Origin of the sequence: Dictyobacter vulcani, assembly GCF_008974265.1 — a bacterium.
Lineage (GTDB): Bacteria > Chloroflexota > Ktedonobacteria > Ktedonobacterales > Ktedonobacteraceae > Dictyobacter > Dictyobacter vulcani.
In genome coordinates, this window is the sequence record NZ_BKZW01000001.1 from 967,758 (window position 1) to 986,529 (window position 18,772).

At 43.9% G+C, this 18,772-nt stretch carries 21 protein-coding genes and 1 other RNA gene; 8 read left to right on the top strand and 14 right to left on the bottom strand.

Annotation, left to right across the window (positions count from 1 at the left end; translation table 11 throughout):
* Window positions 1–21: 21 nt before the first annotated feature.
* The gene (locus KDW_RS04030; RefSeq protein WP_151754773.1) at window positions 22–1,035 is read right to left on the bottom strand and encodes a glycosyltransferase family 2 protein; all 1,014 of its coding nucleotides are present in this window, start codon (window positions 1,033–1,035) and stop codon (window positions 22–24) included.
* A gap of 212 nt (window positions 1,036–1,247) precedes the next feature.
* Complete coding sequence (locus KDW_RS04035; RefSeq protein ID WP_151754774.1) at window positions 1,248–2,021, bottom strand: glycerophosphodiester phosphodiesterase; 774 nt, start codon at window positions 2,019–2,021, stop codon at window positions 1,248–1,250.
* Between the two features lie 178 nt (window positions 2,022–2,199).
* Between KDW_RS04035 and ssrA the strand changes: the two genes are divergently transcribed.
* Window positions 2,200–2,570: a transfer-messenger RNA gene (gene ssrA, locus KDW_RS04040) on the top strand.
* A gap of 91 nt (window positions 2,571–2,661) precedes the next feature.
* On the opposite strand, the gene KDW_RS04045 is transcribed toward ssrA, so the two are convergent.
* From KDW_RS04045 to KDW_RS04085, 10 genes are all read right to left on the bottom strand, one after another.
* Window positions 2,662–3,816: a tyrosine-type recombinase/integrase gene (locus KDW_RS04045; protein ID WP_151754775.1), complete on the bottom strand. Its 1,155-nt coding sequence runs from the start codon at window positions 3,814–3,816 to the stop codon at window positions 2,662–2,664.
* 60 nt (window positions 3,817–3,876) lie between these two features.
* On the bottom strand, window positions 3,877–4,083 hold the full coding sequence (locus tag KDW_RS04050; RefSeq protein ID WP_151754776.1) for a helix-turn-helix domain-containing protein: 207 nt from the start codon (window positions 4,081–4,083) through the stop codon (window positions 3,877–3,879).
* A gap of 10 nt (window positions 4,084–4,093) precedes the next feature.
* Complete coding sequence (locus tag KDW_RS04055) at window positions 4,094–5,749, bottom strand: hypothetical protein (RefSeq protein ID WP_151754777.1); 1,656 nt, start codon at window positions 5,747–5,749, stop codon at window positions 4,094–4,096.
* 44 nt (window positions 5,750–5,793) lie between these two features.
* Entirely contained in the window at window positions 5,794–5,994 is a 201-nt protein-coding gene (locus KDW_RS04060) for a hypothetical protein (RefSeq protein WP_151754778.1), read from the bottom strand.
* On the bottom strand, window positions 5,994–6,125 hold the full coding sequence (locus KDW_RS34820; RefSeq protein ID WP_269822427.1) for a hypothetical protein: 132 nt from the start codon (window positions 6,123–6,125) through the stop codon (window positions 5,994–5,996). Before KDW_RS34820 ends, KDW_RS04060 begins: the two co-directional genes overlap by 1 nt.
* Before the next feature lie 875 nt (window positions 6,126–7,000).
* Window positions 7,001–7,471: a hypothetical protein gene (locus KDW_RS04065; RefSeq protein ID WP_151754779.1), complete on the bottom strand. Its 471-nt coding sequence runs from the start codon at window positions 7,469–7,471 to the stop codon at window positions 7,001–7,003.
* Window positions 7,414–7,893 (bottom strand): hypothetical protein, encoded by a 480-nt coding sequence (locus tag KDW_RS04070; protein WP_151754780.1) that lies wholly within the window; start codon window positions 7,891–7,893, stop codon window positions 7,414–7,416. Before KDW_RS04070 ends, KDW_RS04065 begins: the two co-directional genes overlap by 58 nt.
* Window positions 7,894–7,970: 77 nt before the next feature.
* Complete coding sequence (locus tag KDW_RS04075) at window positions 7,971–8,372, bottom strand: hypothetical protein (protein ID WP_151754781.1); 402 nt, start codon at window positions 8,370–8,372, stop codon at window positions 7,971–7,973.
* An 18-nt stretch (window positions 8,373–8,390) separates the two neighbouring features.
* A complete protein-coding gene (locus KDW_RS04080; RefSeq protein WP_151754782.1) occupies window positions 8,391–8,888 on the bottom strand; it encodes a lytic transglycosylase domain-containing protein in 498 nt (165 codons plus the stop codon).
* Between the two features lie 253 nt (window positions 8,889–9,141).
* Window positions 9,142–9,354 (bottom strand): hypothetical protein, encoded by a 213-nt coding sequence (locus tag KDW_RS04085; RefSeq protein WP_151754783.1) that lies wholly within the window; start codon window positions 9,352–9,354, stop codon window positions 9,142–9,144.
* 476 nt (window positions 9,355–9,830) lie between these two features.
* Between KDW_RS04085 and KDW_RS04090 the strand changes: the two genes are divergently transcribed.
* From KDW_RS04090 to KDW_RS04100, 3 genes are read left to right on the top strand one after another with little or no spacing between them, the layout of a single operon-like run.
* Entirely contained in the window at window positions 9,831–10,244 is a 414-nt protein-coding gene (locus KDW_RS04090) for a hypothetical protein (RefSeq protein WP_151754784.1), read from the top strand.
* A gap of 16 nt (window positions 10,245–10,260) precedes the next feature.
* Window positions 10,261–10,686 carry a hypothetical protein gene (locus tag KDW_RS04095; RefSeq protein ID WP_151754785.1) on the top strand — a complete coding sequence of 142 codons (426 nt, stop codon included), beginning with the start codon at window positions 10,261–10,263 and terminating at the stop codon, window positions 10,684–10,686.
* A gap of 5 nt (window positions 10,687–10,691) precedes the next feature.
* Window positions 10,692–11,036, top strand: coding sequence for a hypothetical protein (locus tag KDW_RS04100; protein WP_151754786.1), 345 nt, complete (start codon window positions 10,692–10,694; stop codon window positions 11,034–11,036).
* 63 nt (window positions 11,037–11,099) lie between these two features.
* Here KDW_RS04100 and KDW_RS04105 read toward each other — a convergent pair whose 3' ends face one another.
* Window positions 11,100–11,414, bottom strand: a complete 315-nt coding sequence (locus tag KDW_RS04105) for a hypothetical protein (protein ID WP_151754787.1) — start codon at window positions 11,412–11,414, stop codon at window positions 11,100–11,102.
* Window positions 11,415–12,042: 628 nt separating this feature from the next.
* Between KDW_RS04105 and KDW_RS32645 the strand changes: the two genes are divergently transcribed.
* Genes KDW_RS32645 through KDW_RS04115 form a run of 3 tightly spaced genes read left to right on the top strand, consistent with a single transcriptional unit; the run spans window position 12,043 to window position 15,942 of the window.
* Window positions 12,043–12,639 (top strand): hypothetical protein, encoded by a 597-nt coding sequence (locus KDW_RS32645; RefSeq protein ID WP_198925186.1) that lies wholly within the window; start codon window positions 12,043–12,045, stop codon window positions 12,637–12,639.
* On the top strand, window positions 12,599–15,295 hold the full coding sequence (locus KDW_RS04110; protein ID WP_198925187.1) for an Eco57I restriction-modification methylase domain-containing protein: 2,697 nt from the start codon (window positions 12,599–12,601) through the stop codon (window positions 15,293–15,295). The genes KDW_RS32645 and KDW_RS04110 overlap by 41 nt, the downstream gene beginning before the upstream one ends.
* A 2-nt stretch (window positions 15,296–15,297) precedes the next feature.
* A complete protein-coding gene (locus tag KDW_RS04115; protein ID WP_151754788.1) occupies window positions 15,298–15,942 on the top strand; it encodes a hypothetical protein in 645 nt (214 codons plus the stop codon).
* Between the two features lie 246 nt (window positions 15,943–16,188).
* Here KDW_RS04115 and KDW_RS04120 read toward each other — a convergent pair whose 3' ends face one another.
* Complete coding sequence (locus tag KDW_RS04120) at window positions 16,189–16,680, bottom strand: restriction endonuclease (protein ID WP_151754789.1); 492 nt, start codon at window positions 16,678–16,680, stop codon at window positions 16,189–16,191.
* 444 nt (window positions 16,681–17,124) lie between these two features.
* Between KDW_RS04120 and KDW_RS04125 the strand changes: the two genes are divergently transcribed.
* Window positions 17,125–18,618 carry a sensor histidine kinase gene (locus KDW_RS04125; protein WP_151754790.1) on the top strand — a complete coding sequence of 498 codons (1,494 nt, stop codon included), beginning with the start codon at window positions 17,125–17,127 and terminating at the stop codon, window positions 18,616–18,618.
* Window positions 18,619–18,772: the final 154 nt, after the last annotated feature.

Genomic DNA, 18,772 nt, shown 5'->3' on the forward strand with positions numbered 1-18,772 from the left:
CTGAAAGGAGCTTCCCCGGCATTAAAGAAGTTCCTGTCTGATACTATATTCTTCGTCTGTCTCAAAGGCATAGTGACGAATCATCTCACTCTGTAAGCCTGCCAGGAAGAACTGCACACCAAAGATCATCAGCAAAATACCAACGAACAGCATCGGCTGCTGGTGGATCGGCTCGTGAATCCAGAAGTAACTGCGCAGGACTATAAAGAGATCAACCAGCACACCTAACACAAAAGCCCAGAAGCCGAGGGTGGCAAACAGACGCAGTGGTCGGCGCAGGTAGGTGGTCAGGAACAGAATGTTCAGCAGGTCGATCAATCCCTGGGCAAAACGCTTGGCGCCAAACTTGGAGACACCAAACTGCCGGGGGTGATGAGTAACTTTAATTTCCGCCACCCGGAAACCGCGGGACTTGGCAATAACGGGAATAAAGCGATGGAAGTCGCCATAAAGCTTCAGCTGTGGATCCTCAATAACTTCGCGTCGATACGCCTTAAAGCCACAGTTAATGTCGTGCAAATGCACACCCGTCAGTTGACTGACCACACCATTGAAGATACGCGAAGGAAACGTTTTGGAGATAGGATCCAGGCGAGGAAACTTCCAACCTGTCACCAGGTCGTAACCTTCATCCAATTTCTCCAGATACCGTGGAATCTCCTGCGGATCATCCTGCAAATCGCCGTCCATGGTAAAAATGACATCGCCACGGGCACGCTCGAAACCGGCCACGAGCCCAGGGGTCTTACCAAAATTACGGCGGAAGCGCACCACACGCACGATTCCCGGGTTTTCCTCATGAAGGGCTTTTAAAACCTCAAAGGTTTTATCTGTACTACCATCATCTACAAAAATAATTTCATACGCTTTACCAAGTTGCTCGATTTGCGCCTGTATTCTTTCAAACAGAATACGAATGCTCTCTTGCTCGTTCATCAAAGGAACGACGATCGTGATATCAATATGCTTCGATAACGATTCAGGAGCAGCCAGCTCAGACGCGTGCTCTTTTAATGCGATTTCAGATTGCTGCATAGCCTCAGATTCTCCACTCACAACAGAGATTCAACCCGCCCTATGGCTGGTATTCGGGGCTCATTATAACATACCCTCGAGTACGAGCTATAGGACATGGTACCATTGCTCTTTCTGGTAATACAAACGGATAACTATTCAGAGCAGACACATTCATACGCTGAACCATTACTTAATTGTGAGTACCCTAGAAAGCCATATGCAGTAAAAGGCTAGAGATACGCAAAAAGGTCAGGACGATCGGTGGTTAATGAATCCACACCAGCATCCGCCAGCATATGCAATTCCGCAAGCTCATTGACGGTCCAGATACCCAGCTTAAAACCATTATGATGAATCAGGGACAGGATTTCAGGAGTAAAAAGCTGCCGATCCAGATGGATCCAGTTACAGCCGGCCAGCGTTATCTGCTTCGCCAGTTTCACCAATTGAGGATCATCATCTGCGGACCAGAGATTATCGCTCACAATCGCGCCTGTCACCAGATCAGCTTCCAGGCGGCGCAATTTAGCCAGCATCACCCAATCAAAAGAAATCACAATGACCTGATCCACCATCTTCGTCGCCCGCAGATCCCGCACCACCAGTTCAGCAATATGAGGATAGCGGCCATAGTTTCCATCGCGCTCGCTAAACTTAATCTCTATACAGACACGTGTACGATTGCGCGCCAGTGTCAGTACCTCGCGCAGAGTCGGCATCTGTTCTGTCTGTGGCCACCCACCAGCAAAATGGGCCGCGGCATTCAATGAACGCAGATACGCAAAGTCCAGGTCCAGTATATTGCCCTCACCATCGGTCAGACGCTCCATCGTAGCATCATGAAAGACAACCAGCTGGCCATCACTACTCAGCTGTACATCCAGCTCAACCATATCCACAGGCATCGTCAAAGCATTACGAAAAGCCGCCAACGTATTCTCTGGCGCAAGTTGAGAGCCACCACGGTGAGCAATACGCAGCAACGAGCGTTGAAACCCGGCCATAAATATCCACCTACCTTATAGTAAAAATAGTCCAAGTACAGGCAACGCAAATCATTATACAACAGAACAAAAAAGCACATAATAGTGCTAATTGTCAACCTCCATGCTATAATATTGAGTACATCAAACGCATCCTGGACCTTCAAAAGCCAGCATGTATTGAAAGATTTCTTCATCTGGGGGTGTCGGGTTTCGACAGGTAGTCAGATTGAAGAATTGCAGGTCGAGGTGTCGGTACGCACTCTCGTTAAACAACCGACAAAACATTAGTTGCCAAACCAGCAACCAATAACTTCGCTCTCGCTGCCTAAGAAGTAGCGACACGACGTCTACCCAACTTTCCCTCATGGGGTTGGGATCCAGGCGCCATAAACATGAGGTGCTATGACGACGACCGTCTACTAATCGTCATAAAAGACTAGTGGGCCAGCGCGAAGGTATCCTGTCGGTGGGAGACCAAAGCGTCCAAGAAAACATCGACTAAGCCTGTAGTACATTCCTCGGTAGGACTATTTGGACGGGGAGTTCAACTCTCCCCCATCTCCACCACACAAGCCGCTTGTGAACCCTTCACAGGCGGCTTTCTTTTACTCTCTCTTGCTACATACTTGTGTTTGACATCCATTCTGACATCCAAAGCTCAATTGACATCATCTGACATCCAATCCTGTTTGAAAACCTCATCAAACTTATCTGCTATGAATTGGAGCATAGAATAATTGACATGACCATAAACACCCAATGTTGTAGTGATGTCTTCATGGCCCGCAAGTTCCTGCACAGACAGAGGATCAATCTGCATACCAACCAGGAGAGACAAAACACTATGACGAAGATCATGTATTCTCATATGAGGCAGGCCAGCACTTTGTAAAAGCTTAGCAAACATCTTCAAGATATAACGAGGATTCAGATAGTTACCTTCTAACCCACAAATCACAAGATCAAGATCAACCCAATCACTACCTACTTTAAGCCGTTGCTCTAACTGGCTAACCCGGTGAGCTTTTAACATCGTGACCACAAACAAAGGGAGCAGGATATCACGACGGCTACGTTCTGTTTTTGGTTCATTCTCCACATAGCCATAGCGGGCAATGAAATCAACAGTACGACGAACATGCAACACATGCTTATCTAAGTCAACATCAGACCACCGAAGCGCTAGCAACTCACCTCGACGCATACCCGTGGTAAGAGCCAGAGCAATAAACATCTCTAAACGATCCCCACGAGCTGCCAGCATCAAGGCGCGAGCTTGTTCTAAATTCACAGACTGTTTCTCTTTTTTCCTAATACGAGGAGGTTTAACCATACTCGTTACATTACGTGCAACCAGGTTCCACCGCATAGCATTATCAAGCGCATTATGCAAAAGACCGTGAACATTCTGTATGGTTTTAGGGGACAAACCTTTTTTGCCCATTTTTGTGTACAAAGCTTGTACATGTTGAGGCATCAACTTCTGTAGCTGGAAACCACCCAGAGCAGGAACAATATAAGAGTTAATCAGCTTTCTATACTTCACATAGCTACTAACCCGCAAAGTAGGTTTCTGAACTTCTTCTAACCATTGTTCCAGGTAAGCACCGAGCTTCAAATTAGGTCCAGTGACTAACATTCCTTGCTCATCTTCACGTTGAGCTTTACGAAGCTTAGCCAATGCTTCTTGCTGTGTAGAACCATAGACAAAATGCCGCTTACCATCCTCAGAATAAAAAGCACCATGCCACCGACCATCTTTGCGTTGAGTGACAGTACCTTCACCATGCCCGCGACGCCCTTTTTTTACCATGAATATACTCCTCAAAAACTAGCCTCGCACCCTTGCAAAATCACGAGACAAGAACCAAATCTAAGCAATCAATTCCTCGTGAGATTTAAGCCAATCTTGCAAAGAGTCAGGATGAATACGACGAACACCACGTATGAGCATAGAAGGCAATCCCTCATAATAGAGATATTGGTATACCGTTGTACGGCAAACACCAATCATAACAGCCACATCAGCCACGCTCAAAAGTAAAGGTTGAGCAGTCGAAACTTTCTTCTTACGAGCCATATAGCACCTCCTATGCAATATCAATTAAACCATTGTCATCAGCTTGAACTCTGTTTTTCTTTTCTATCTGGTTGCGCGGAGAGCGCAATTCGTCGAATATTGTGTTGATCTCGGACGGAGCCAGGTCAACGCCGTAGTATTTCCGCTCTTCTTCCAGCCGTTGCGCCGTGATAAAGCCATAGGCTAGACGCTTTTTCCAGACCTCTTCACAATAGACCCGTTCCTTTTTCTTATCATAGTCCTGCATTTTTTTCAGGACCCATAGAGCATCAGAGTAGAGGTCTGGTTGACGGACCCGCTGACCTGAAATGCTACTGACCTCGCCAATCTCATCAGGAGGAGCCAGGGCAACAGCTGAACGAAACGCACCAGCCAGGAGCGCAATCAGACTTTCAAGCTTTGCCATGCGCCGATCTCGCTTGACCAATGTGGTAAGCACTTCTTCAAAGGACTTCGGAGAGAGATGGTCAAGTAGTTGGGTCAGCTGATCAGGAGACAGCCCGGCCAAGGTAGAGCGTGCCAGATCGCGCAGCACGTCCACCGGAATATCACGCAGGCTTTCTTCCAATGCTGCATATTGTGCGCTCACTTCAGTCATACACCGCTTTTCCAGAATGAAGGTGAGGAAGGCCACCGAGAGCAGACAGCGCGACCAGGTCAAAGGCCCCTTTTCAGCGAGCACCAGCAGGTGCAGTTCCTCATCCGACCAGGTCAGTACCGTTTGCACTTCCTCATCCAGACGGATATATTCGGCCTGTTTCACCACCTGCAAAGGCTTCTCCTGAATAATCTGCTGAAGACGGTTCTCTTGTTCGCCAGCTGGATCAGCTGTGCAGGTGTCATGCTGGACACTATACGCCTGCTGGACCAGTTCCCAGACTGGATGTGTCGGCAGACGGGAGGTATTCGAGTCACTGGACTGGTTCAGATCCACAAAGCGGAGCCATTCTTCCGTGGCATATTTCCAGAGTGCTTCAAATTGTTCAATCACCGAGAATGCTTCATTCAGATCATATTTATTCAGAAACTTCCGCTTAAAACGGAACTCAATACGCCAAATCTCTGAAACGCCATCCCAACCATTTGACCGCCAGATCGCTTCAAACCATTGTTTCTGATGCTTTTTGATTTCTAAGGTCTTGTTATAAATCTGTGCTGAAAGTTCCGAGGCATGAGAACCAAAATCAAGCGTGGCAATCCGTCGGTGTGTCGTGCGTAACGCAGGTTGCAAAAACAACTCCTGTTCAAGTTCATGCTTGTCCTGTTCAATCTGTTGCTGCAATTTGGCATAGCCCAGGTCAGTAAGCCCCCCCTCTTGTTCCTCATTCGTCGGAGGGAGCGGGCGATCACTAATATTGGTCACGCGAGAGACGAACGGGAAGCGGTCAGGATCATGGATGCACAGCGTGGAGAAGTCAAAGCCCTGAAGATCCAGACATAAATGCACTTCAGAGGCTTGCTGATGGAACAATTCACCAATGAACTCATGCAGCATCGACTCAGTTGCCACAATGGATTGTTCCGGCCCGATCATATGCAACAGGTGCGAGGAGAAACGCGCCTGACAGAACACATTCCCTTTCAGTGTGCCATAGGACAGGTTGATTTTCACATCATCCGAGTAGAGCAGCCAGGACCAGGGACTTGACCCATGTTCACGCATCATCAAGGTTTGACTGTACGTCTGATCACCTGCCCAATAGGTAAAGGTCAGCGACGTTGGTACATGTGTATGTTCTTTTCGTGCGGTCTTCTGCCAGGTATCCAGCTGATCAGCAATATGATCAGGGAGCGGCTCACCATTGGGACGGCCATCCGATCCAGGAACTTAAAGTTCACAAAGAAGGTGTCCGAGTTGTGGTTAACCGCTTTTAATTCCACAGGAGAGACCAGAAGCCTATCTTTTCCCATTACTGCACCTCCTGTTCTTCCGTTGCTTCTTCCAGAATGAGAGACAACCCATCAGCCCAGCGTGTAATCACACCATCAGGAGCAGCCACCGCCACACGTGCCACATGCTTGAGTCGATATCGTTGCATCAAAGCCAGGGCGGCCAGCAGTGGAGAAGATGCTTCAATATCATCAGTAAACGGGAAATCGGCCGTCGGCCAGAACCGCCAGAGGCCACATCATAGGTTATCATTGCGACACCTCCAGGAATGAACAAAGAGAGAAAGAGCAGGTATTTTGCACCCCACGTGTTACTGGTTTCGTGGGGTGCCGTCCGTATGCCAACGTGAGAGGAAAGCCAGCGTAAAAGCTGAGAGAACTGACCAGCGTGTCGTGTGACTAGCGTCTCCACCTGGACACTCTGTGCAGTGCATTCCATGCCGACGGTGCCAAGGTGATATACTCAGATGCTTCCTTAGCACCGTCGCCATTCCAATTCTGGCACAGGTGTACAGGTAGAACGCTTGCTTCGCACCGTCACAGGGAAACAGTATCAAACGTGAATGTTTATGCCTCAGGAAGCCAGATAATGCCTCAGGAGTGTTGGCTTGCTCGTCTAGAATGTTTGTTTCCATGAAAAAAACCTCTTGCTATTTCTTAATGGGGAGGAAGGCCCGGACCACGGGAGCGACGGGCGCACCTCATGAACCGGGCGGTTGGCGGTTGGCGCTAAAAGAGCCAGGAGAAAAGAGAAAAGAGATAAAAAATTATTGATCGAGTCGACGCATACGGGACCGAGATGGTTCATTGAGTTCAGGCGGAGCAGGTGCGCGCCGATTACTGAGAATATCCTTGAAGACCTGGCGTTTCAATTCAGCAAGAAATTCGGCGTCTTCCTTCTCTTGCTGAACTTTGATTTGCAGCAGGAGAATTTCTGTTTCAGCTTTGGCCTCAATCGTTTTGCGCTCACCTTCAGCCTGGGCGATCTCGCGGTAGATTGTGCCTTTTTCGCGCTCACCACGGGCGATCAGTTTAAGCGGCTACCATCTATTTTGGCGAGGAAGAAGGCGGTCGACGCATCACCCAGGATGAAACCAGCAACACGCGAGGCAACAAACACATAGAGGATGGTCATATTCGTATTAGCCCCAGGATTTTGTGAGATGACATGCAGCAGGAAGGCCGCCTGACTGATAATATTAATGGCAGCGAAGACCAGCCACATACCAGTACAGTCCAACCAGATCTCACCCTCTTCACGTTTGCTCACAATGCCACCGGACTCGCGTTTCTCTTCCAGATCACGCCGTTTAATCGCCACACCAAAGGTGACAAACATCATGGCCAGGTCGATGAAAAGCGCACCACCCGCAATGACATAATCAGCAGTGTCACCAGCTGGGACCAGACGAGTCAACACATAGGCAACTTCTGAAGTAGTCAGAGCAACAAAGGCAATCGGCCCAATGAAGAGCCAGAACTTGAGAAGGAAGAGCATAAAGCGTTCATGTGCAGGCCGTCCGAACTTAGCCCTTCGACCAGGTTCATACGCCGGACCCGTAACTGCTCAGGAGTCATCAATGAGGTATTCAAACGGGGACCCACCGCAGATTGTGTCTCGATGGAATAATCTGCTGGTAGTGCTTCTGTGCTCGTGGACGGAGCCGTTGGACGAGGAGCGCGAGAAACCGCAGCCCCGGCTCCTGGGTCCTCATCATTACTAAAGGCCGAGCGCAGCCGACCGAAGAAGCCAGGTCGAGGAGCACGCTGTTGGCGTGAGGCATTGATCGCCCGTCCCAGTCCCTCAGTATAAGCAGCCGCCGGATTTTCTTTCACCAGGTCAGCGAACTCCTGTGTATCGGTATAATTCGGAACTGGAGGCGGTGGAATGAGTGATTTTTCATACTCACTTAATGACATAGCCTTGATCTCACTTTCTGCCTGAAGTGGCAAGAAGAGCGGTCATCCCAAGTAGGGACAACCGCAGTACAAACAGATTATTCGTCATCATCTTCGGAGAGGCCGAGATCACGTAAGTTGGTGACCTGGGTGCGAACTTGCAGGATAGTGCGCTTTTCGCCCGTTGACTTGTCTTCTATTTCGCGTTCACCAGCTGACTGACTGACAAAGGTCACTTTGACTTTATGATCAGCTAACTCTTTTTTGAGCGTGTGAATTTCAACATCACGGCCCTTATCATCTTTGCCCGGTTTAATGTCCACCAATTCCTTGTATTGACGATCATTGCTTCGCAGCTGGCAGGAATAGACGCGACCATAGCGAGGATCAGTAATTTCAATGGAGAGGAAATGCCACTGCTCACCAGCGCGAGAACCAGCCTCAATAACGCCACCAACCGGACGAATGCCATTGATCACACCTGTTAATACGAGAGCCATAGGAACACCTCTTCTTTCTTAATGTTGTTGTCCAGACAAAATGACAGTGATATAGTTTTGTGTTTCTGCAGGAAGGCAGCGTTGCCATTGTGATCCACATTGATCAACTGCCGTGGCGACATTGCCAGGACCAGCATTATAAGCAGCCAGAGCAGCCGCATAATTGCCGTGATACATCTGGTTGTAGGAGGCCATCAGACGAGCAGCCCCCTTCAACGCCTGTTCAGGATTCCAGGGATCAATACCAAGAGAATGAGCCGTTGCAGGCATAAACTGTGCAATCCCTTGCGCACCAGCTTTAGAGAGCGCACGAGGATCAAACTTACTCTCTTGCTGAATCTGCCGCTCAAAGAGATCAGGAGGAATACCTGCATCAGTCGCCGCTTGACGAGCCATCGAGACATAACTGGTAACCGAAGAGCTTGAGCTTGATTGATGCTGTGCTGTGGCCTGAAACGAGGGATACAGCAAGACCGCAACTATAATCACCAATCCGATAAGAAGCAGTTTGCGCATAGGACCTCCTTGCCTCAACCAGGTCCTATGTGAGAGAATCACAGGGAGGACCTAGCTAAACTTACAGCAGTGAAACTAGTACTCGACCGTTGGGCTAGGTGTACCAGACCTAGCTCAACATCCCTACTTATGCGCTTTCCGTTTCTTCTTACAATCTGTACAGACATAGATCAGATATGGACCCACCTTGACTTCAACAAGGCGGATCCCGCTTCTATTGCAGTCAAAGCAACTACGCATAGGCCCGACCTCCTTAGCGTCGAGGACGCATATACACTTCATTTTCATCAAGATAGCGACTGACAGGCCGAGGAAAAGCATGCTGAACAGGTTGTGTATGCACCTCCTGAAAATGACTATAATGCTTCCTTGTCAGGGAGGACGCCAGGAAAAAACCACCGACTAAACCAATCACAACACCAATGAGCACCGCAATGATCAACCAGGGCAGCATTAAAGAGAACATCCTAAACTCCTTTTACTAAGCAACCAACGTACCAACCGTTCGACCTTGAACAAGCGACTTAAAAGATACAGGACTCCAAAGGAACAAGACATCAAATGTTTCAAAATGTACAACCTCAGCACAATTAACACAGAATAATTCAACTTCAGAAGAAGGACCCAGCGAATTGATAACAGGAACTAAGCCCTCATGCTCTTCCTGGCAGCACTCACATCGTTCCATACTAAGCTTCCTCTCTTAAATCGAAAAACTAACCTACAGACCTAACCTCTCATGAGTCAGTTTTGTTTGTTTGACTCAATCACCTCACATTCACAATTATAGTCAGTCAACTTATGTTCTGTCAACTCTTTTTGACTCAAATAATATAAGTTGACTTCATCTTAATACTTTCTTAATATCAACTGACTGAATTTGACTAATTTTACTAATCTGACTATAATATCTGTAAGAGGCTAAAAAAGGAGAGTCAAATCATGAGTCAGGAAAGATACATCTCATCAAAAGAAGGCGCAGCCTTATTAGGTGTGCAGCGACAATCGTTCTTTTACTATGTAGAGTCAAGAGGGATAAGAAGGCGAGAGCTTAACGACGGAGGAAAAGACCAGTATGAGTATAACTATGAAGACCTTATAAAGATCCAGGATGAAGTAAAGTCTAAAACAGCAAACCGAAAAAAGAGCACTGTCAATAAAAGCAAAGCCGTAGAAAGCCACAAGCAACCATCAGGAAAAACAGCGTGGGCAACAGCTGAAGACCTGCCATACATATATGCCCTCGACTGTGACATATATGGGCTTGAGTATTCTGTTCCACCGACCAGGACTATCCACTGGTGGCAAAAAAACCAGACAGCTATTAGAGTACTCTACAACGAAAAAAAACCGTAAGGACATATGGGGATGCTTGACTCTCTTACCAATGGAAGAAGAAACGATCATTGATCTACTAAAAGGCGACTTAAGCGAGCAGCAAATAACAGCAGATCACATCCAAACCTATGAGCCAGGTAAAGAATACAATTGCTATGTTACTTCTTGCGTTATCAGGCCAGATAAAAGCAACTCATTCAGCTTACTTCTGAATAGCGTGCTAGAACACTGGATAAACCATCCTGAAATCAAGATCAACAAGTTATACGGATTCGCAGCAGGGACAACAGAGGATATGTCTGAAGTAAACGACGGCATGAGGTTAGTGAAAAAACTATTCTTCAGTCCACGCTATGACATAGATAAAAATGCATGGGAACTGAACTTAAGTTACTATAATCCATCCCCGATTATTCAAAAATACCAGAAACGATTAAAGGAAACAAGTGAAAGGATTTAAGCAGGATGCTACAGCAATTCTTTACATCTATCCCCAAATGGTTGTACTTTTTACTGATCTTAGTAGCTTTTGAACTGGTTGCAGATATACTAGCCAAACAATTTGCAATCAGTGGCAAATATACTTTTGCAATTTTGTCTATTGCTGGTTTTATTGCAGCCAATGCTGCATGGTTAGTAAGCTTAAGAACTGGTGCAGAATTAGGAAAAGGTGCAGTCCTTTTTTCTGTGCTCTCAGCTATTGGAGCAGTTATAGTAGCTGTGCTCATTTATCACGAAAAGGTAACAACTTATCAAGTTGTTGGCCTTGTGCTGGGAGTTATAGCAATTGCTTTTCTTTCAATCGAATAGTAGTAACACAAAAAGAAGCACCCGGAGCAAATAGCCCAGGTGCTTTTTCTTATGTCAAAAAATCTAAGAAGGCGGGAGACGATCAAGGAGTAACTTTTCTAGACGGTCAAACTTAGTATGTAAAGTTTTGACATCCTGTTTAATTTCAGATAATTCTTGCCTAATTTCAGATATGTCCTGTTCCATAACCTTGATATGATGCTCTTGTCCAGACGCGATACCAAGAAGCATAGTAAGGCGGTGATTTACCTGTCTGGCATCATATAATTGATCAGATGAAGGACTTTGTGACGTTTTATTCTTCTCATAGAGACGTTCTAACTCTATATCTGCAACTTTTTGTTCAAGCGCAGCCAATCTATCTTCTTGTGTTGTCATAGAAGAAAAGCCCCCTTTCAAACCAGAAACCTATAGATAATCACGACCTTACTTGTTCGCAATTATACCATAATCCAAACGTGCACACTGGTAAGCAAACCAAAGTAATGGAGATCCTCCACAAAATTGTAGTGGGATTGAACTAGAACCAAAGACGAAAAAGTGCTATAGTAGCTTTACAGACCCATACCCTTTAAAATTCTGTTCGATGACACAGACCACACCATGTAAAATCAGACATCCATTTTGACATCTTAGAGGTCATATTGCACTAAACTTTACTCATCACAACTGGACAAAAATAAATAGCAGATGAAGCTCAAAAAAGGCAGAGAAGCGCCCCGGAAGGACATTTAACTTGACATCACTCGTGGTTTTCAACTCTCCCCCATCTCCACCACACAAGCCGCTTGTGAACCCGCTTCATAGGCGGCTTTGTTGTGTAGTACAAACGGTCATTGTATCACAACACCATGCTCCAATCATCCTGCTTTTCCTAGAAGTATCGAAACCCTTAAAGAGTGTGGTGCCCATATTCTTTATAATCCGGAACAATATTCACCTCCCAGGCTTGTCCCCTGGAAGTGATCTTAAGCACTTTGCATGAAATAAGAGGTACAGATAGAAAATGTTATTAAATATTCAGCGCACCAGACAATATTTAAAAGACTTTGACTTCAGATTATTGTTTCGTGAAGACCTTGGATGGGATAGTCACACAGAAAATAGGGAGGTGTTAGTTGACAATAAATACTTTGCCCTACAGGCAATTGCCCAAAAGCGTGGTATGGTTGCATTTGTTTGTCATTCTTTGTCAGATGGCACTATTCCTAACTACAACGTAAGAAGAAAAATTGAAAGACAACTGGCTAAAGCTGTCCACGAGCATTTCATCATCTATACAGACACAGATAAAACGACACAAATATGGCAGTGGGCTAAAGGATCCATAGGGAAACCTATTTCCTGCTCAGAACATATATATCATGTAAGTCAACCAGGCGATTCGCTCATGCAAAAACTACAAAATATTACTTTTAGCTTCGAAGAAGAGGAAAGTATTACAATATTTGACGTCACAAGCCGTGCGCGGACCGCATTTGACATAGAGCCGATCACCAGGAAATTTTTTGATAGGTTTAATATAGAGCATAAACATTTTTATCAAGTCATTGAGGGAATTAATGATGATACGCATCGCCATTGGTATATCAATTCTGCTTAATCGTTTAATGTTTCTCTATTTCCTTCAGAAAAAAAATTTCCTGAATAATGATCCGCATTACTTACATAATAAGCTAGTAGAGAATCAACAGAAAAAAGCAGACTCTTTCTACAAAGATTTTCTATGTACATTGTTCTTTCAAGGTATTGCTAAGCCAGAAAATGAGAGGTCTAGCGAGGTTAATGAAATATTAAGCAAAGTACCTTACCTTAAGGGTAGTTTATTTTCATATCATTACGTTGAAGAAATGTATGGTTCAAAAATACAAATAGGGGATGCTGCATTCGAAAAATTATTTAAATTTTTTGAGATGTACCAATGGCACTTAGATGAAAGGCCGTTACGGGAAGACGATGAGATAAATCCAGATGTACTTGGCTACATTTTCGAAAAATACATCAATCAAAGACAAATGGGAGCTTATTACACAAAAGATGATATTACCGATTATATCTCCAAGGCTACTATTATTCCACTTGTATTTGAAAAGGTCGAAAAGTCCTGCAATATTTCCTTTAAATCCAATAATATATTATGGCATCTTTTAAGAGATGATCCTAATCGCTATATTTATCCCGGTACTCGTAAAGGCATTGAACTCTCTTTACCTCCTGAAATATTAATTAGCTCTGCAAGTACTCACCGACACACAAAATGGAATAAGCTCGCTCCCGAAGTATACGCATTGCCAGGTGAAAGTTGGCGTGAAGTTATCATACGACGTCAAGAATACGAAGTAGTTCGAAAGAAGATTGAAAATGGAGCAATCTGTTGTGTAGATGATTTTATTACAAATAATTTAGATCTACGTCAGTTTGCACAGGATATCATAGAAAACTGTGAGAACCCTGAATTGCTACGCGCTTTCTATGAGGCATTAGCAACTATCTCAGTGCTTGATCCAACATGTGGTTCAGGTGCATTCCTCTTCACAGCTCTCAATATTCTTGAACCTCTTTATGAGGCTTGCCTCGATCGAATGCAGTCCTTCCTGAATGAATTTAATGTCCTTGATAAGGAACACATTGCTGAGGCATATGTTGATTTCCGTAAAATACTTACGCAAGTCAAGGAACATCCAAATCGACGTTACTTCGTATTAAAATCTATTATGCTCAACAACCTCTTTGGTGTGGATATCATGGAAGAAGCTGTTGAAATCTGTAAATTACGTCTCTATCTGAAGCTTGTGGCGCAATTAGAGTATATAAATGACATCGAGCCTTTGCCGGATATTGATTTCAATATCCGCGCTGGTAATACATTAGTGGGATTTGCGAATTACGATGAGCTCAAAAGAGCGCTCTCTTCCCAATTTGATTTTGACAACACATTAGAACTCATAGAGAGAAAAGCAGAAACAGTAGATCAAAAGTATCAAGAATTTCGCCGGATACAAACACAACACATAGTAGCTTCTGGAACATACAATCAGGTAAAATCAGAACTTCGCAAAAATCTTAATGACTTAGTTACAGAAGTCGATTGTTACCTGGCGGAGCAGTATAGAATGGGGCTATCAAAGGACAAGCAGAACTTCCAGATATGGAGTAAAACGCACCGGCCATTTCATTGGTTCGCAGAGTTTTACAGTATCATGAAACGTGGTGGATTTGACGTTATTATTGGCAATCCTCCTTACGTTGAATACAACAAAGTAAAAACAGAATACACTCTTCTTAAAAAGAGTTTCCAAACAGAGTCATGCGGGAATTTGTACGCATTTGTCATGGAACGCAATGAGTTATTGCTATCTACCCAGGGACGGTCCGGTATGATTATTCCTCATTCTGCCTTCTGTACTGATCGCATGGAACCCATCATAAAATTATTCCAAAAGAGACCGTTTTGGATTTCAACATATAGCATTAGACCAGCAAAACTATTTGCTGGGGTTGATCAAAGGCTCGCTATTTATATTCTGGGATCATCAGATCAACCTCAGCAGTACATGACAAAATACCATTGCTGGAATGAAGATTTCCGGCCTTTCTTATTCCAAAACCTACATTACTTCTCCATATTGAACTATAGCTTTGAAAACTCATACCCCAAAGTTAGTTCTTTACTAGAAGAATCCATTTGGAAAAAAATTCGTAAGCATAAGCCAATCTCCTTAAGTTTTTCAGGAAATACATTAATATACTATCATAATGCCCCACGATATTGGATTAGAGCGATGACATTTCCCCCATACTTCTGGAATGAGCGGGGAGGTGAAAAAATATCTTCTCATCTAAAAGCACTACGGTTCGCGAACGAAACCGATGCGGCAATTGCTGCGGCAGTGCTAAATAGTAGTTTGTTCTTCTGGTGGTTTATACTACTATCAAATTGCCGTGATCTCACTAGCCGTGAGATAGAACGTTTCCCTTTAGAAATTGCCAATATAGAGCCAAAATACCGAGAGTCACTCGTCCATATAATGGATAGATTAATGGAGGATTATCAAAAGCATGCGATAAGAAAAGAAGCTCAATATAAAGCCACGGGGAAAGTAATTTACGACGAATACTATCCAAGACATTCCAAGCACATCATTAATGAGATCGATCAGATATTAGCACAACACTATCACTTTACGGATGAAGAACTCGACTTTATCGTCAACTACGAGATCAAATACCGTATGGGTCGAGATAAGGAAGGAGACTAAAATTGTTACCAAGATATCCAGATGACGATGCTCGGCGTAAAGCATATCAAAATGAACGTTCTCAAAGATGGAGCCTGGAGGAGAAGTTACTCATACCTATCTCAAATTTAATTTGCGATGTAATTCGAATAGAATCAGGATACAGTGCAACGTATCAAAAATACGCAGAGCCATTAATTGATAATTTTAAAAATTCACATCCATCAACTCAAACAGTGCCAGATGAAATCAGGGGAGCACCAGATCTAAAAATTCAAGCCAACAATCGTGAATGGTTTGTAGAACTAAAGATCAAGAAAATGGCGTATCACAATACAAGAAATGGCTCAATTAAAGTTCCCAGATATGGATGTGAATCACACTATCTGGATGATACACCTGTCTATGTCAACTTGCTTAAGCATGCAGCTACATACAATATTAATTTAGAAGATATTGTACTTTTGTATGCAGTTAATCCAGGTGCAGCAACTACTATGCGAACTCCTTTAGCTCCTGAAGAGTGGCATTTAGAATGCATCAAATTAAATGACTTGAAAAGAAACGTAGAATCAAAACGTTATTTCAAGTACACTGAAGGTTATGGACAGCCTGCATGGCTCATAAGGTGTGATGATATGCAAGGTGTTTCACAGACTTTTATATAGAACCCGTGAAGTATATGCCTGCTACAAGCAACTGAGAAACATACATAGAGATAGTATGATGCAACAACTTTGAAGCATCACACTATCTCTATATTGACCAAAATATTGTCAGAACCAGGGTATATATTGCTTATTTTGTACTTAAACAAACTCATTAAGGGGCGCTAGACGGATTGCTATTGGAAACCTCAAATGATTATCACAGAAGAAGGATTGGCAGTTTCAGCAGGTTAATCCCACTTTAGCTTAGAGAATTTCTACGCCTTTTCTGTTGCTTAGGATAGCTAAAATACGGTTCTCTGCATCATTACGCTGAATCTGACAAACAGACAAAATAGATCCAAGCGAACGCAGAATATCCTGTTCAAAAATAGAACGCGGAATCTCCTTCTCAATCCACTTTACTGTACGTGTATGCCGTATATTAAATAGTAAATCTGGATTATATTGATACGGTCCTGTAATTCTACCTACAGCAAATGCCGAGCGACCTTTGAGAGGAACCATAATTAAGTCACCTGACTGGATTTTCTCACGAAAAGTCCATAGTTGACCAGCCCAATTCGCAATAGTTGCAGATTTCTCTAAAGGGTAATTTTTAGCACATATAACTGCCAGATCTTCTTTTGACTTCATTGTCGATAAATCGGGAATTTTTTCCCAACCGATAAATATCAGTCCTTCATCCAGGGCTATAGGTTGTACATCCCCACTTAAACGTATCTGCCATACCGCCATCAGGCATTCTCCTGTAATGCTTCCCATAAATACCGATATGTCAATTCCACCTGATTGAAATAATATCTATAGTGTGCTAAACAGACATATAGTATTGCCAGGAATTTTTTTGCTATAGATATGCTGCCTATCTTACAAGAGCTAAGTACTCAAGTCAAGCTACAAATTCTAAAACAGGATCCCACATACACAACTCCACGCACAACGGTAGCACATCAATAGTTCTACAGAGCAGGAAAAGATTCCATATCTGTCCATTGCTCTCCAAAAAAGATATAATACCAGGGTTGAGTAGCATGCTATCAAACAGCAATGCCGATATAGATTGGCAAACTAAAAACTATTCTTACGTAATCTCCTCAGTGGAAAACGGTCTGCTGATGCTATAATATATTACAAATTCTTGTTAGAGCATCGAGCACTGCTAAAAGAGGATAAAATAACATGGCATCACGGGCGAAGAAAATCACATGTGCTGATGTCACTGAAAGTCAAAAAGCTGGAGAAGCACTCAGACAAAGGGAAGAAGAATTAGAGATAATCTTCAATAATGCAACCTTCGGCATTGCCTTGATAGATGATCAGGGTCACTTCCTGCGCATCAATCCCGTATATTATACGCTCAGTGGCTATAATAAAGAAGAGCTTTCTGAGAACAACTTTTTTCAAATTATCCATCCCGACGATCACACACAGCTATTGCAATTGATACAAGAGATGACTGCAGGAAAAACTTCATCTGGTGCCATACAACAACGGTATCTCAGTAAAGATGGCAAGGTAATCTGGGTGCAAAATAGTATTTCGATAGTAAAAGATGAGCACAATAATATACACTATTTTATTGTCGTATCAGAACCTGTACCCTATCGCCAGCAGATTGATGAAAAAGCGATCCTCGCCGCCATTGTTGACTCTTCAGATGATGCAATCATTAGTAAAACACTTGATAGCATTATTATGAGTTGGAATCATGCGGCCGAAGAAATGTTCGGCTATACAGCTGAAGAAGCTATCGGGCAGCCAATTACCATTATCGTACCTCCTGAGCTACAACACGAAGAGCCAGAAATCATTCAAAAACTGCGCATGGGCATACGTATCCGACATTATGAAACTGTTCGCGTGCGCAAAGATAAATCCCGCCTTGATGTCTCTTTAAGTATATCTCCGGTTAAAAATAGTGAGGGAAAAATTATTGGGGGAGCAAAGATTGCTCGTGATATTAGTGAGCAAAAAGCTGCCGAAAGACAAAAGGATGAGTTTATCAGCATGGCTAGCCATGAACTGAAAACACCTATCACCAGTCTGAAAGGCTTTACCCAGGTGTTGCTGCGCCGTTTTAAGCAGCAGCATAATGAGGACGCCATACACCTCATATCACGGATGAATCGCCAGGTCGATCGGATCACCAAGCTTATCAACGAAATGCTGGATGTTTCCATCATCGAAACTGGACAGCTCGAATATCATAAAGAAATATTTGCTCTGGATGCACTTGTGCAAGAAATTGTGGAGACAGTACAGGAGACAACGCTAACCCACCATATAGTGATAGAGCACCTGGAATGTGTGCAGGTCTTCGGTGATAAAGATCGCATAGGACAGGTTATAATGAACTTGCTAACGAATGCTATCAAATATTCACCACATGCCAATCAAGCAAATATACGTGTCGAAATCGATAGTGAGAAAAAAAATGCCATCATCCGTGTGCAAGATTTCGGTTTAGGGATTGCAAAAGCTCACCAGCAGAAAATTTTTCAACGCTTCTATCGCGTTAGTGAACAAAAAAACCAGACCCTGACAGGGCTCGGCATTGGCCTCTATATCTGCGAAGAAATCATCAAACGTCATGCTGGCAGTATTACCATCGAGAGCAAAGAAGGAAAAGGATCCACCTTCTCCGTTATACTTCCTATCGCAGAGATAGAGTGAAATTCACTCCTATGATTCACGACAAATAATCTTTATGTCATCCACAAATAGCCCGTCACAATCAGTCTTTGTAAAACCAAATAACCTGCGCCGCGGAAATTACTCCGTTGTACAGGTTACCCGGCAAACATCTATGCAACAGCGGTAGCTATCT

Bases quoted from the DNA above. Each gene is read 5' to 3' on its own strand.
- KDW_RS04030 (WP_151754773.1), bottom strand. From the start codon at position 1,035: ATGCAGCAATCTGAAATCGCATTAAAAGAGCACGCGTCTGAGCTGGCT.
- KDW_RS04035 (WP_151754774.1), bottom strand. From the start codon at position 2,021: ATGGCCGGGTTTCAACGCTCGTTGCTGCGTATTGCTCACCGTGGTGGC.
- KDW_RS04045 (WP_151754775.1), bottom strand. From the start codon at position 3,816: ATGGTAAAAAAAGGGCGTCGCGGGCATGGTGAAGGTACTGTCACTCAA.
- KDW_RS04050 (WP_151754776.1), bottom strand. From the start codon at position 4,083: ATGGCTCGTAAGAAGAAAGTTTCGACTGCTCAACCTTTACTTTTGAGC.
- KDW_RS04055 (WP_151754777.1), bottom strand. From the start codon at position 5,749: ATGATGCGTGAACATGGGTCAAGTCCCTGGTCCTGGCTGCTCTACTCG.
- KDW_RS04060 (WP_151754778.1), bottom strand. From the start codon at position 5,994: ATGGGAAAAGATAGGCTTCTGGTCTCTCCTGTGGAATTAAAAGCGGTT.
- KDW_RS04065 (WP_151754779.1), bottom strand. From the start codon at position 7,471: ATGCTCTTCCTTCTCAAGTTCTGGCTCTTCATTGGGCCGATTGCCTTT.
- KDW_RS04070 (WP_151754780.1), bottom strand. From the start codon at position 7,893: ATGTCATTAAGTGAGTATGAAAAATCACTCATTCCACCGCCTCCAGTT.
- KDW_RS04075 (WP_151754781.1), bottom strand. From the start codon at position 8,372: ATGGCTCTCGTATTAACAGGTGTGATCAATGGCATTCGTCCGGTTGGT.
- KDW_RS04080 (WP_151754782.1), bottom strand. From the start codon at position 8,888: ATGCGCAAACTGCTTCTTATCGGATTGGTGATTATAGTTGCGGTCTTG.
- KDW_RS04085 (WP_151754783.1), bottom strand. From the start codon at position 9,354: ATGTTCTCTTTAATGCTGCCCTGGTTGATCATTGCGGTGCTCATTGGT.
- KDW_RS04090 (WP_151754784.1), top strand. From the start codon at position 9,831: ATGAGTCAGGAAAGATACATCTCATCAAAAGAAGGCGCAGCCTTATTA.
- KDW_RS04100 (WP_151754786.1), top strand. From the start codon at position 10,692: ATGCTACAGCAATTCTTTACATCTATCCCCAAATGGTTGTACTTTTTA.
- KDW_RS04105 (WP_151754787.1), bottom strand. From the start codon at position 11,414: ATGACAACACAAGAAGATAGATTGGCTGCGCTTGAACAAAAAGTTGCA.
- KDW_RS32645 (WP_198925186.1), top strand. From the start codon at position 12,043: ATGTTATTAAATATTCAGCGCACCAGACAATATTTAAAAGACTTTGAC.
- KDW_RS04110 (WP_198925187.1), top strand. From the start codon at position 12,599: ATGATGATACGCATCGCCATTGGTATATCAATTCTGCTTAATCGTTTA.
- KDW_RS04120 (WP_151754789.1), bottom strand. From the start codon at position 16,680: ATGGCGGTATGGCAGATACGTTTAAGTGGGGATGTACAACCTATAGCC.
- KDW_RS04125 (WP_151754790.1), top strand. From the start codon at position 17,125: ATGGCATCACGGGCGAAGAAAATCACATGTGCTGATGTCACTGAAAGT.